The organism is Acinetobacter sp. NIOH-H-8, assembly GCF_046635365.1.
GTDB lineage: Bacteria > Pseudomonadota > Gammaproteobacteria > Pseudomonadales > Moraxellaceae > Acinetobacter.
Genome location: NZ_JBHDVN010000022.1, coordinates 1 through 12,772 on the forward strand (window position 1 = coordinate 1; position 12,772 = coordinate 12,772).

The following is a 12,772-nucleotide window of genomic DNA, read 5'->3' on the forward strand; positions in this document are numbered from 1 at the left end:
AGTTTATTTCGCTACGGTTTGGACTATGTTCAAATGGCTATTCTACGTTTGATTGGTTTTGGAAAAAAAGAAGAATTTAAGAAAGTGCTAGCAATTTTAAGAAAGAAAAAGCCTGATAGGACAAGGACCCTATGAAATTTGTCGTGTACAGAGATCTGTGTTATAGCGTTTTAAAACATCAGACTGCCTATCAAAGAGATTATTTATTAGCCGAATAATCTCAAAACCTGATTGACTACCAAGACGGTATCTCAGGTCGCTGACTTCACATATATTAAAACTCATTCAGATTGGGTCTAAACCACATTTATTATTGATGTTTTTTCATGTGCAATTGTTGGCTGGAAAGTATCAACACGTAAGAATACAGATATGGTGCTTAATGCGCTGAGTTATGTATCGTCTTTTGAGCTTGAAGCAATGTACGATTATAAGATTAACCCGTTAGGTCAGGTGGCCTAACTTAAATAAAAAAGTCTCCGACAAACCCGGTACGGTTCAGTTTTTGCATAGACCCAAGTGTTAAATCATCATTACGATTCTTGCGTACCACACCATGGACACGTGAAAAAGTAGAAAGCTTATATTTGTACGTCTTACGCCAAAAGGCCAAACAGAAACCGTAGCCTCAGGCAACACCCCTCTCATCATAAAATTATACCAGTCAGTAAAACACTCTTAGATTAAGCATATGAATGTTGGTTATTATTGTTGATTATCACAATAAATTAGTGACCAAAAATCAAAGTACCCTACCCCACCTTAAATTACGTCACACAAAATTAAAACTCTATGTAACTGTTATATATAGAGTTTATTAACATACCAATTATGTAATTTAGTGTATTTTATGTCGGTGACTCTTGCCAAGGTTGGGGTCGCGAGTTCGAGTCTCGTTTCCCGCTCCAGATTCAAAAAGCCCTGATCGAAAGATTGGGGCTTTTTTTATTGTCGTTCTCAATGACTAAATATTCTGCCTAACCCTGCTTTTTTCTCAAATTAAGAAAATTTTCTTTAAATCTTGAATCTCTAGAACTCTGGTTCGATTTATCTTTTTAGGGAACTCCTGCTAAAAGGATTGCGCTTCATACAGGTTTAAGCATCTAATTCATCAAAGTAGTTAATGATAAAAAATCATAAAAAAAGCCCATTTGAGGGGAAATGGGCTTTTGTAAACATCAATATTAACGCTCTAATATGACAATCTGGTTAAATTTCATATCTATAGATTAAAATTTTTTGAGATCTCATTAGATTCCTAATAACTGCTTACACCACGGAATTGAAATATCCCGAGTTAAAGGGGCTAAAGGCAGGGCTGGATGATTAAGATCAACCCATTGCATTTCCGCAAGTTCAGCCTGAACCTGAGGCTGACTTTTTAATTTAACCTGATACAAATAACTGACCAGCGAATGATTCAATTCGTTCGCAGCCACGGTTTCATATTTACCAATATAAGACAGTATTTCCATCTCACAGCCTGTTTCTTCCAGAACTTCCCTAGAAAGTGCAGCTTCAGGCAATTCATTGGGTTCCAGCTTTCCGCCCACATGCATAAAGAAATCGGTATCTTTTTTACGAACCAACAAAATCTGATTCTGTTCATTCAGAATGATAGCCGCAGCAATCGTAATCACTTTATTACTCATACCGATTCTACTGCCTTTACACTTTTATTCCATTTCGGTTCTGGTGCATGATAATGCTCCACAGCATCCAATACTTCCTCAATTGAACTTGAGGAGATCAAGACATCGGTAAAACGTGACTGGGTAAATCCAGCCTCAGTCGTTTTCATCAAAAAATTTAGCAATTCATCATAAAATCCGTGGATATTTAAAAATGCACAAGGTTTCTGATGAAGGCCCAACTGCCCCCAGGTTAACTGCTCAAAAATTTCTTCTAAAGTCCCCACTCCACCCGGCAAAGCAATAAATGCATCCGCCAGATCAGACATTTTTGTTTTACGTTCATGCATATTTTTCACTACATGCAGCTCCGTTAAGAGCGGATGAGCCAATTCTGCATCGACCAGATTTTGTGGAATCACTCCAATGACTGTTCCACCGGCATTTAAGGCACTATCAGCCACAACACCCATCAGACCAGCTCGACCGCCCCCATAAACCAGTGTGATTCCCCGTTTCGCAATAGACTCACCCAAAGCTTGGGCCTGCTCTTTAAAATTTTCGCTATTTCCCATAGCTGAACCACAAAAGACTGCAATAGATTTCATTTTTATCCCCTCATCTACCAACGTATTCTAACTGGATTAGAATAAAAAAATTGTCTTAAAAACAGGAAAAATAGCCATAAGCGGCTAGTTTATCGAAGCTCATGATTCAGAATAAATCCTCACTTCTACAGAAAAATATGGATAATTTTTAGTCAGACTTGTACGCATTGACTTACATCGATTCCGGTTCTTTGCGGCTATCCCGGATAGTGGAATTTTCCTATGATACTTACATCAGGAACAGGAAGTTCCATATAGCAATGACAATAGATAAGCACAAGGATTGTAAGGTACGACAGGAGTTATACCGAGCTAACCAATACGAAAAACCCCGGCAGGATGCCGGGGTTTTTTATTAATTTTAATTCAGTCAATCAGACTGCAAATGAACTGAGATTTTATATCTGACTATTCTCTGAATGGTACTATTGATCTCGAATGGGTCAGACAGCAGGATTTGACAAATGTAAGCCAATCCACAAGGATAAGTGAATAAAAATAATCATGAGTAGAACAATATGTCCCATCCGCTTTCCAGCCTTGAATATCAACCTGACATTCTAGGTGAAGGTTATGAACAGGCCACTTTAGAATTCCCGCCAGATACTGAAGGCACAGTAGTTGCTACACTGATCCGCAAAAAGGCAGACCAGCCCACCTCTAAAGCTGTCCTCTATATTCACGGCTTTATTGATTATTTTTTCCAGACTGAAATGGCAGAGCGTTTTAATCAGCAAGGTTTTGATTTTTATGCGTTGGATTTACGTAAATACGGCCGATCCTATCTGTCACATCAGAAACTTTATAATGTCTATCATCTATCAGAATATGATGCAGAAATCAGTCAGGCTCTCGAAATTATTGGGCAGGAAGGTCATGATACGGTTTTACTCAGTGGCCATTCTACCGGCGGACTGATCACGACCCTGTATGCAGCGCATCATCCGGATCATCCCTTAATTAAAGGCTTATGGCTCAATAGCCCTTTTTATGACTTTAATATGACGCCTTTTGAGAAAAAGTTTCTGGTGCCTAAATTGAGCCGTCTGGGAAAACGTTTTCCGGAAATGCTATTTCCTAGCCGCTTAAATCGTCATTATGTGCCAAGTCTGCATATCAGCTATCAGGGGGAATGGTATTTTGATCTGGAATGGAAAAAACCTAGCTATCACTGGGTGCGTCTGAGTTTTGTACATGCCATTCACGAAGCACAAAAAGAAATTCATCAGGGTGTACGTTTAAATATTCCGACTTTGCTAATGCATGCCCATAAAACCACTTATCCCTTACGTTTTAACCGTAATGCTCAAACCAGTGATGTGATTCTTCAGGTACGTGACATGATTGAACATGCGCAAAAAATTCAGGGCGATGTGAAACTCTGTTCGATTCAAAATGGGGTACATGATCTGGTTCTTTCAGAAAAACCGGTTCGTGAGCAGGTCTATCAGCAGCTATTTCAATGGCTGGAAAATAAAGCCCTATAAGCCAGATGAATAAGATAGGTAGCAAGCTCTGCCTGTCTTATTTTCCAATGATTTTATTTACCTATTTTTCTTGGGTATGAAATAAAAATATCAAGCTGATCAGTAATGCTTTTCACATACTAAAATCATTTCATTATAAAAATAAGATATTGAAATCTATAAAGATAATTAATTCTATTTTTATCCAAATGTTGCCTTTTGTAGCAAGCTTGTAAGTATTTATCCTGCGATTTTTTTCCCTCTCTATAGTAGAGCTGAGATGTTGAATCTGAGGGCTTTTGCAGGACAGAAGTGATTCGGCATTCATCAATAATAATCATATCAAGGAATAGAATTATGCGTTATGCAGATCCCAATACTGACGGTTCAAAAGTGCAATTTAAATCCCAATACGAAAACTTCATTGGCGGCAAATGGGTCCCACCAGTCAAAGGTGAATATTTTGATAATGTCTCCCCCGTAGATGGAAGGGCCTTTACCAAAGTTCCACGCTCATCAGTGGAAGATATTGAACTGGCGCTCGATGCGGCTCATGCCGCCAAACAGCAATGGAATAACAGCTCCCCTACTACCCGTTCCAATATTTTATTAAAAATTGCCGACCGACTTGAGGAAAATCTTGAGTTACTAGCAGTTGCAGAAACTTGGGATAACGGTAAGCCGATCCGTGAAACTTTGGCAGCGGATATTCCTTTAGCCATTGACCATTTTCGTTATTTTGCCGGCTGCATTCGCGCCCAGGAAGGCGGCATCTCGGAAATTGATGAAGACACTATTGCTTATCATTTTCATGAACCATTGGGTGTCGTGGGTCAGATTATCCCGTGGAACTTCCCGATTCTGATGGCTGCCTGGAAACTGGCACCTGCCCTTGCAGCCGGAAACTGTATTGTGCTGAAACCTGCTGAACAGACACCGGTGAGTATTTTAGTGCTGGTCGAACTAATTCAGGATCTGTTGCCTGAAGGCATATTAAACATCGTGAATGGTTATGGCGTGGAAGTCGGCCGTCCACTGGCGACTAATCCACGGATTGCCAAGATTGCCTTTACCGGTTCGACCGCTGTGGGTCAGCTGATCATGCAATATGCGACTGAGAATATTATTCCCGTCACGTTAGAACTTGGAGGGAAATCTCCGAACCTGTTCTTTGCTGACATCATGGATCAGAAAGATGATTTCCTGGAAAAAGCTCTGGAAGGCTTTACCATGTTTGCCCTGAATCAGGGTGAAATCTGTACCTGTCCATCACGCGCCCTGATTCAGGAAAGTATTGCCGACCAATTCCTGGAACTTGCAGTAGAGCGAGTGAAAAAGATCAAGACTGGTCATCCCCTGGATACCGAGACCATGATCGGGGCTCAGGCTTCTCAGGAGCAGCAGGACAAGATTCTCGGCTGTATTGCTACTGGCCGTGAAGAAGGTGCGGAAATCTTGTTAGGCGGCAATGAGCGTCAGGAAGTGGGACAAGGTTTTTATATCGAGCCAACGATTTTTAAAGGTTCCAATGACATGCGGACCTTCCAGGAAGAAATTTTTGGACCGGTACTGGCGGTGACCACATTCAAAGACTTCGATGAAGCCATCAAGATTGCCAATGATACGATTTATGGACTCGGCGCCGGTGTCTGGTCACGTTCAGCACATACTTCTTATCGTGCTGGTCGTGCCATTCAGGCCGGTCGAGTCTGGACCAACTGCTATCACATCTACCCGGCTCATGCAGCCTTTGGGGGATATAAAAAATCCGGGATTGGCCGCGAAAACCATCGCATGATGCTGGATCATTATCAGCAAACCAAAAACCTGTTAGTGAGTTATTCAACCAAACCAGCAGGTTTCTTCTAAACTGATCTGAACTCAGGTGGACTTCGGTCCACCTGATTCATTCATTATTTCAAACAGAACTTTAAACTGATTGGTAAAAAATTTATAAAGAGAGTCATGAGGATATATTTGTATTTTTAAGGGCTGTATTAAACGAATAAATAAAACTGCATAAAAAATAAGGGATTATTTTTAGTTATGTTGATTTTAAATAAGTTTGTCATTTTTTATGCTTTCTGATCGTTTAAAAATCCAGCATAAAGCCTGTGCTTTCATTTAAAGTCGACTTTTCATGCTACGCAAGACTGTGTATAACAATGAACCCCTGAGGGAAAGCAATAAGCATAGGCAAAATTGCTTAAAAAGCGTTAGACTATGCAGTAATAATGTCATGATTCGGTCTGGTATAGATCAAAAAAGAAGGTGAAGGTTGATGCCGCTCAATACAGTTGAAGAGCTTGTAGCAGATATCCGTGCAGGAAAAATGGTTATCCTGATGGATGACGAAGACCGTGAGAATGAAGGCGATCTGGTGATTGCTGCGACCCACGTGCGTCCTGAAGACATCAACTTTATGATCACCCATGCACGTGGCCTGGTTTGTCTGACTTTAAGCAAAGAACGTTGCCAGCAGTTAAATCTACCCTTGATGGTGGATGCCAACGGCGCTCAGCACGGAACCAACTTCACCCTTTCAATTGAAGCAGCCAACGGCATTACTACCGGTATTTCTGCAGCTGAACGTGCGCACACTATTCAAACTGCGGTGGCCGCACATGCCAAACCAAGTGACATCGTACAACCAGGGCATATCTTCCCATTGATGGCACAGCCAGGTGGCGTATTGCACCGTGCTGGTCATACTGAAGCAGGTTGTGATCTGTCTCGTCTTGCGGGTCTGGAACCTGCATCTGTAATCTGCGAGATCATTAAAGAAGACGGCACCATGGCACGTCGTCCAGATCTAGAAATCTTTGCGGAAAAGCATGGTCTGAAAATTGGTACCATTGCTGATCTAATCCATTACCGTATGACCAATGAACAAACGGTTGAGCGTATCGATCAGCAAAGTATTGATACTGAATACGGCAGCTTTGACCTGTACCGCTATCGTGAACTGGGTAATCCGGATATCCATCTGGCCTTGGTCAAAGGTGAGCCTAAAGAGGGCGTAACGACTGTACGTGTTCATGGCTTTAATCCGACCCGTGATTTATTAAAGCTGAACAAGCAAGATGGTGAACCGGCCTGGAATCTGGACCGTGCCTTAAAAGAAATTTCAAACAGTGATCGTGGTGTTCTGGTCTGGATTGGCCAGCGCCATTTACAGGACTTAGGCCCTGCCCTGGATGCACTGACAACACCAAAAAATGTAAAATCGAATGCTGCACTTTCCCAGCAGTATCAGACCATTGGTGTCGGCGCACAAATTTTGCGTGACCTCGGCGTGGAAAAAATGAAGCTGCTTAGCTCTCCATTACGTTTCAATGCCCTGTCCGGCTTTAACTTAGAAGTGGTGGAATACATCACCGCACAACAAACATCAGAGAAATAATCGAGGTTCCTATGGCAGTTCGCCGTATTGAAGGTATGTTGCATCTCGCGAACGAAGACCGTTATGCGATTTTAGTTGGCCGTTTTAATAGCTTTGTTGTTGAACATCTGTTAGAAGGTGCCATTGATACATTGAAACGCCATGGCGTATCAGACGATAATATCACTGTTGTTCATGCACCTGGTGCCTGGGAACTTCCTGTGGTTGCGAAAAAACTGGCAGCTTCAGATCGTTTCGATGCCATCATCGCGCTGGGCGCTGTGATTCGTGGCAGCACGCCTCACTTCGATTTTGTAGCTGGTGAATGTGCCAAAGGTTTGGGCGTGGTTGGCCTAGACACTGGCTTACCAGTGATTAATGGTGTATTGACTACGGATAGTATCGAACAGGCGATTGAACGCTCGGGTACAAAAGCAGGTAATAAAGGTAGTGAAGCTGCCTTGACTGCTATTGAAATGGTTAACTTGTTAAAGGCTATTTAACGCTATGTCGCAAACACTTCAAGCAACTTATGCAGCAAAACGTAAAGCACGTCGCTTTGCTGTACAAGGAATTTATGAATGGCAGATGAGCCACAATCCGGTGCATGAGATTGAAGCACGTACACGTGTGGACAATGCGATGCACAAAGTGGATCTCAGCTATTATCATGAATTGTTGACTCAAGTGGTTGCCAATCATGAAGCATTGGATGCTTTGCTTATCCCTGTGCTGGATCGCGAACTTTCTGCACTTGATGGTGTAGAACTCGCTACACTTCGCCTAGGCGCTTATGAACTCAAAGAACATCTTGAGATTCCATATCGTGTCGTTCTGGATGAAGCAATTGAGTTAGCTAAACACTTTGGCGGTGCAGATAGCCATAAATACATCAATGGTGTATTAGACCGTTTAGCGACAACTTTACGTGCAGCAGAAAAACAGCAAGCCAACTAATCTAGTCGAATTGTTGTATGGCTGAGTTTTCGATTATCGATACCTATTTCAATCGTCAGAATAAAAATTCTGTCGATTTGGGTGTTGGTGACGACTCAGCCTTGCTCACTCCTCCTCCACAGCAACAACTGGTCATCTGTGCCGACACCCTCGTTGCTGGACGTCATTTTCCTTTAGACACCAATCCTCATGCGATTGGCTGGAAATCTGTCGCTGTTAATCTTTCTGATATTGCAGCCATGGGCGCGACCCCGCATAGTATTTTACTCGCCTTGAGCCTACCCCAAATTGATCATGACTGGTTAAAAGCCTTTAGTCAGGGTCTCTATGATTGTTGCGATCAATTTGGTGTGAGCTTAATTGGTGGTGATACCACACAAAGTCCTCATTTGACCTTATCTGTGACTGCTCTGGGCTGGGTAGAGATTGGTAAAGCTGTACCCCGTTCAGGTGCCAAGCCTGGTGATCTGATTTGTGTATCCGGTACAGTGGGTGATGCTGCTTTTGCTTTAAATCATCTTGGTCATCCATTACAGAAACGTTTGGATTATCCAACCCCACGCTGTCAGTTGGGTACTGCCTTAAAAGGCCTAGCCAACAGTATGATTGATGTCTCGGATGGCCTCGCACAGGATCTGGGACATATTCTCAAAGCTTCTCAGGTAGGAGCGACTTTAGGACTTGAAAAGTTACCGATCAGTCCTGCCCTGCAGGCATTAAATGATGAACAGCGTTGGCAATACGCACTCGCGGGTGGTGATGACTATGAGTTATGCTTTACAATAAGCCCGCAAAATTATGAAAAATTATTGCAAAAACATCTGGATGTTTCGATTAGTATAATTGGCTCCATTCAGCAGCAACACGGTTTAACTTTTGAAAAAGATGGCGTAGATCATTCACTTCAATTTAACGGATATCAACATTTTGCATAAACCTGCGATCAATTTTAAAAGCATGTCATGGATCAACCGGCTCATTGTCTTTAGTGGGGTAGGATTTGGTTCTGGTCTGGCGCCTAAAGCGCCCGGAACTTTTGGTTCAGCTTTTGCACTTTTATTTGTACCCATCTGGCTCTACTTAGGTTTTGTAAATAGTCTTTTTGCCATTGTCATCATGTCCCTGGTTGGCATATATATCTGTGGCCAAACTGCCAAAGTCATGGGTGTGCATGATGATGGACGTATTGTCTGGGATGAGTTTGCAGGACAATCCATCACCTTTTTGCCACTGATCTATTTAGGTCAGATGAACTGGTTATGGCTACTCATTGGCTTTTCCCTGTTCCGTTTATTCGATGTCTGGAAACCTTGGCCGATTCGAGTCATTGACCGTCAGGTTGGGGGTGGTTTTGGCATCATGCTGGATGACATTATCGCTGGCCTCTGGGCAGCGCTTTGTATTTGGATTTATTTTTACTTCACGATGGCTTAAGCCATATCTAGGATTAGAACATGTCTACGACTGTGATTATTCTTGCTGCAGGTAAAGGAACCCGTATGCGTTCCAACTTACCGAAAGTATTACAACCGCTTGCAGGACGACCTTTACTCGGCCATGTGGTCGACACAGCAAAAAAACTCAATGCAGACAATATTATTACCATTTATGGTCATGGCGGTGAGCAGGTTCAGTCCGCATTTGCAGACCAGGATATCCAGTGGGTAGAACAAGCTGAACAGCTCGGTACCGGTCATGCCGTACAAATGACACTACCTGTTTTGCCGAAAGATGGTATTTCACTAATCCTGTCTGGTGATGTCCCTTGTATTAGCCAGCAGACGCTTCAGAATCTGCTCGATGCTACTCAAGAGCAAGGCATTGGCCTGGTGACATTAACGCTTACAGATGCCAGTGGTTATGGTCGTATTGTACGTAAAGATGGTCAGATTCAAGCCATTGTTGAACATAAAGATGCTTCTGAAGAGCAGCGTCAAATTAAAGAAATTAATACCGGTATTTATGCGGTCAGCAATGCCAAGTTACATGAATGGCTTCCACGTTTAAGCAATGACAATGCACAAGGTGAATATTACCTGACAGATATCGTAGCAATGGCACTAGCAGATGGTATGAGTGTTGCATCTGTAGAACCTGAGCTGGCTTTTGAAGTGGAAGGCGTCAATGACCGTGTGCAACTGGCTGCTTTAGAGCGTCAGTTCCAGGCTTATCAGGCTAAACAACTGATGCAGCAAGGCGTACATCTGATTGATCCAAGCCGTTTTGACTTACGTGGTCAGCTCACCATAGGTAAAGATGTACGTATTGATATCAATGTGATTATCGAGGGTAATTGCGAACTCGGTGACAATGTTGAAATCGGTGCAGGCTGCGTGATTAAAAATACCAAGATTGCTGCGGGTACTAAAGTTCAGCCATATAGCGTGTTTGATAATGCTGTTATCGGTGAAGATGCACAGATTGGTCCATTTGCACGCTTGCGTCCAGGGGCAAAACTGGCAGCTGAAGTCCATATTGGCAACTTTGTTGAAGTCAAAAACTCAAGCATTGGTCTAGGTTCTAAGGCGAATCATTTCACTTACTTAGGTGATGCTGAAGTCGGTAGCGGTTCCAATATTGGTGCAGGGACGATTACCTGCAACTATGACGGTGCCAACAAATTTAAGACCATCATTGGGGATCATGCTTTTATTGGTTCTAACAGCTCTCTGGTTGCACCGGTCCAGATCGGTAATGGCGCGACAGTGGGAGCGGGTTCAACGATTACCCGTGATGTGGCAGAGAACAGTTTAGCGGTAGAACGTTCTAAGCAATTTGCCAAAGAAAACTATCAGCGTCCGCAAAAAATCAAGAAATAAGAGGAAGTTAGTATGTGTGGTATCGTCGGTGGCATCGCGGAACGTAATATCAGCAATATCTTAATTGAAGGCCTAAAACGTCTTGAATACCGTGGTTATGACTCTGCGGGTCTGGCCTTAATCAATAATAGCCAGGTGCTACGTGAGCGCCGTGTGGGTAAAGTCGCGAATCTTGAACAAGCTGTGAATGAATCACAGATTAATGGTTCATTAGGCATTGCGCATACACGCTGGGCAACTCATGGTAAACCGACTGAAAACAATGCTCATCCCCATATTTCGGGTAATGTTGCTGTGGTTCATAACGGTATCATTGAAAATTACCAGGAGCTGAAAGATGATCTTGAAGCTTTAGGCTATGTATTCACTTCACAAACTGATACTGAAGTGGTTGCCCATCTGGTCAATGATGCACTGAAATCTACCCCTAGCCTGCTTGAAGCTGTTCGTCAGGTTGTACCACAGCTGAAAGGTGCTTATGCGCTCGGGATCGTACATACAGATCATCCAGATGAACTGATTACCGTACGTGAAGGTTCACCACTAGTCATCGGTGTCGGTATTGGCGAGAACTTTATCAGTTCTGACCAATTGGCTTTATTACCAATCACGAATCGCTTTATCTATCTTGAAGAAGGTGATATTGCCCGTCTGACCCGTACTACCATTGAAGTATTTGTGGATGGTCAACTGGTAGATCGTCCAGTAAAAGAACTGGATGCCACCGTGAGCAATGCTTCTAAGGGTGAATATAAGCACTACATGCTCAAAGAAATCTATGAGCAACCTGAAGCCCTAAAACAGACCATTTCACAAGCCTTGAATGGCAATACACTGCGTGAAGATTTTCTGGTGAATGCGGAACAGGATTTTTCAACAATCCAGCAAATCCAGATTATTGCCTGTGGTACCAGTTACCATGCCGGCATGATTGCCAAATACTGGTTTGAACAGCTGATTGATCTGCCTTGTCAGGTCGAGATTGCCAGTGAATTCCGCTACCGTACGCCAGTGATTGTCAATAATACACTCTATGTGTGTATTTCTCAGTCAGGTGAAACAGCCGATACCTTAGCTGCTCTGCGTGATACCCAAAAACGTGCTACATCAAAAGGTGTAAATATTACGACGATGACGATTTGTAATGTTGCAACTTCTTCAATGGTACGTGAAACAAATTACAGCCTGCTGACTTTAGCGGGTCCTGAAATTGGTGTGGCTTCGACCAAAGCCTTTACCACCCAGCTCGCAGCTTTGATGTTACTGGTACTGAAAATCGGTACAGTGAAAAATGCCATTTCAGCTGAACAGATGACTGAGATCACGACTGGACTATGGCATATGCCTAAGGTACTGCTAGATACTTTAAGTCATGATGATGAAATTCTGCGTCTCTCTGAACTCTTTGTAGAGAAACAGCATTGTCTATTCCTAGGCCGTGGTACACACTTCCCGATCGCACTGGAAGGTGCACTAAAGTTGAAAGAAATTTCTTATATTCATGCAGAAGGTTATGCGGCGGGTGAGCTGAAGCACGGTCCATTGGCTTTAGTAGATAATGATATGCCAGTAGTAATTCTGGCACCGCAAGATGACATGCTGGATAAACTGAAATCCAATATGGAAGAAGTTCAGGCACGTGGTGGTGAATTATTTGTCTTCGCTGATGAAAATAGCGGCATTAAAGCCAAAGAGCGCCAGCATGTCGTGCATATTCCTGAAGTAAACGCTGTTTTAGCGCCAATTGTTTATTGTATTCCAGTACAGCTACTGTCTTACCATGTGGCAGTCCTGCGTGGTACTGATGTTGACCAGCCACGTAATCTGGCAAAATCAGTAACAGTTGAATAACTCATAAAATTAGCCTGTTATATGATGTATTTAGGTAATAAAGTATCACCCTGGGTAA

At 42.8% G+C, this 12,772-nt stretch carries 11 protein-coding genes and 3 pseudogenes; 12 read left to right on the forward strand and 2 right to left on the reverse strand.

From position 1 onward, the window contains the following. The 3 pseudogenes from ACEWB7_RS09980 to ACEWB7_RS09990 all read left to right on the forward strand — a co-directional run. Positions 1–135, forward strand: a pseudogene (locus ACEWB7_RS09980) (IS4 family transposase); the annotation flags it as partial. Positions 136–255: 120 nt separating this feature from the next. Then, positions 256–390, forward strand: a pseudogene (locus ACEWB7_RS09985) (IS3 family transposase); the annotation flags it as partial. 113 nt (positions 391–503) lie between these two features. Then, positions 504–626, forward strand: a pseudogene (locus ACEWB7_RS09990) (VF530 family DNA-binding protein); the annotation flags it as partial. A 624-nt stretch (positions 627–1,250) separates the two neighbouring features. On the opposite strand, the gene ACEWB7_RS09995 reads toward ACEWB7_RS09990, so the two are convergent. Together ACEWB7_RS09995 and ACEWB7_RS10000 are read right to left on the reverse strand one after the other, a co-directional pair. Beyond that, positions 1,251–1,652, reverse strand: a complete 402-nt coding sequence (locus tag ACEWB7_RS09995) for an NUDIX domain-containing protein (RefSeq protein WP_312535303.1) — start codon at positions 1,650–1,652, stop codon at positions 1,251–1,253. After that, positions 1,649–2,239, reverse strand: coding sequence for a TIGR00730 family Rossman fold protein (locus tag ACEWB7_RS10000; RefSeq protein WP_411580688.1), 591 nt, complete (start codon positions 2,237–2,239; stop codon positions 1,649–1,651). Before ACEWB7_RS10000 ends, ACEWB7_RS09995 begins: the two co-directional genes overlap by 4 nt. Positions 2,240–2,757: 518 nt before the next feature. On the opposite strand from ACEWB7_RS10000, the gene ACEWB7_RS10005 reads away from it, so the two are divergent. From ACEWB7_RS10005 to glmS, 9 genes are all read left to right on the forward strand, one after another. Further along, positions 2,758–3,726: an alpha/beta hydrolase gene (locus ACEWB7_RS10005; RefSeq protein ID WP_411580690.1), complete on the forward strand. Its 969-nt coding sequence runs from the start codon at positions 2,758–2,760 to the stop codon at positions 3,724–3,726. A 336-nt stretch (positions 3,727–4,062) separates the two neighbouring features. Then, entirely contained in the window at positions 4,063–5,574 is a 1,512-nt protein-coding gene (locus ACEWB7_RS10010; RefSeq protein WP_180070010.1) for an aldehyde dehydrogenase family protein, read from the forward strand. Between the two features lie 412 nt (positions 5,575–5,986). After that, positions 5,987–7,108 carry a bifunctional 3,4-dihydroxy-2-butanone-4-phosphate synthase/GTP cyclohydrolase II gene (ribBA, locus tag ACEWB7_RS10015; protein ID WP_411580693.1) on the forward strand — a complete coding sequence of 374 codons (1,122 nt, stop codon included), beginning with the start codon at positions 5,987–5,989 and terminating at the stop codon, positions 7,106–7,108. 11 nt (positions 7,109–7,119) lie between these two features. After that, positions 7,120–7,590 (forward strand): 6,7-dimethyl-8-ribityllumazine synthase, encoded by a 471-nt coding sequence (gene ribE / locus ACEWB7_RS10020; protein ID WP_180032247.1) that lies wholly within the window; start codon positions 7,120–7,122, stop codon positions 7,588–7,590. 4 nt (positions 7,591–7,594) lie between these two features. After that, complete coding sequence (gene nusB, locus ACEWB7_RS10025) at positions 7,595–8,044, forward strand: transcription antitermination factor NusB (protein WP_005233270.1); 450 nt, start codon at positions 7,595–7,597, stop codon at positions 8,042–8,044. A gap of 17 nt (positions 8,045–8,061) precedes the next feature. Then, positions 8,062–8,979, forward strand: coding sequence for a thiamine-phosphate kinase (gene thiL, locus ACEWB7_RS10030; protein ID WP_313659455.1), 918 nt, complete (start codon positions 8,062–8,064; stop codon positions 8,977–8,979). Positions 8,980–9,001: 22 nt separating this feature from the next. Next, the gene (locus ACEWB7_RS10035; protein ID WP_313659483.1) at positions 9,002–9,478 is read left to right on the forward strand and encodes a phosphatidylglycerophosphatase A; all 477 of its coding nucleotides are present in this window, start codon (positions 9,002–9,004) and stop codon (positions 9,476–9,478) included. A 20-nt stretch (positions 9,479–9,498) separates the two neighbouring features. Further along, entirely contained in the window at positions 9,499–10,863 is a 1,365-nt protein-coding gene (gene glmU, locus ACEWB7_RS10040) for a bifunctional UDP-N-acetylglucosamine diphosphorylase/glucosamine-1-phosphate N-acetyltransferase GlmU (RefSeq protein WP_411580694.1), read from the forward strand. Positions 10,864–10,875: 12 nt separating this feature from the next. Then, positions 10,876–12,714 carry a glutamine--fructose-6-phosphate transaminase (isomerizing) gene (glmS, locus tag ACEWB7_RS10045; protein ID WP_411580695.1) on the forward strand — a complete coding sequence of 613 codons (1,839 nt, stop codon included), beginning with the start codon at positions 10,876–10,878 and terminating at the stop codon, positions 12,712–12,714. Positions 12,715–12,772 lie beyond the last annotated feature (58 nt).

Coding starts and splice junctions, on each gene's coding strand:
- ACEWB7_RS09995 (WP_312535303.1), bottom strand. CDS start 1,652: ATGAGTAATAAAGTGATTACGATTGCTGCGGCTATCATTCTGAATGAA.
- ACEWB7_RS10000 (WP_411580688.1), bottom strand. CDS start 2,239: ATGAAATCTATTGCAGTCTTTTGTGGTTCAGCTATGGGAAATAGCGAA.
- ACEWB7_RS10005 (WP_411580690.1), top strand. CDS start 2,758: ATGTCCCATCCGCTTTCCAGCCTTGAATATCAACCTGACATTCTAGGT.
- ACEWB7_RS10010 (WP_180070010.1), top strand. CDS start 4,063: ATGCGTTATGCAGATCCCAATACTGACGGTTCAAAAGTGCAATTTAAA.
- ribBA (WP_411580693.1), top strand. CDS start 5,987: ATGCCGCTCAATACAGTTGAAGAGCTTGTAGCAGATATCCGTGCAGGA.
- ribE (WP_180032247.1), top strand. CDS start 7,120: ATGGCAGTTCGCCGTATTGAAGGTATGTTGCATCTCGCGAACGAAGAC.
- nusB (WP_005233270.1), top strand. CDS start 7,595: ATGTCGCAAACACTTCAAGCAACTTATGCAGCAAAACGTAAAGCACGT.
- thiL (WP_313659455.1), top strand. CDS start 8,062: ATGGCTGAGTTTTCGATTATCGATACCTATTTCAATCGTCAGAATAAA.
- ACEWB7_RS10035 (WP_313659483.1), top strand. CDS start 9,002: ATGTCATGGATCAACCGGCTCATTGTCTTTAGTGGGGTAGGATTTGGT.
- glmU (WP_411580694.1), top strand. CDS start 9,499: ATGTCTACGACTGTGATTATTCTTGCTGCAGGTAAAGGAACCCGTATG.
- glmS (WP_411580695.1), top strand. CDS start 10,876: ATGTGTGGTATCGTCGGTGGCATCGCGGAACGTAATATCAGCAATATC.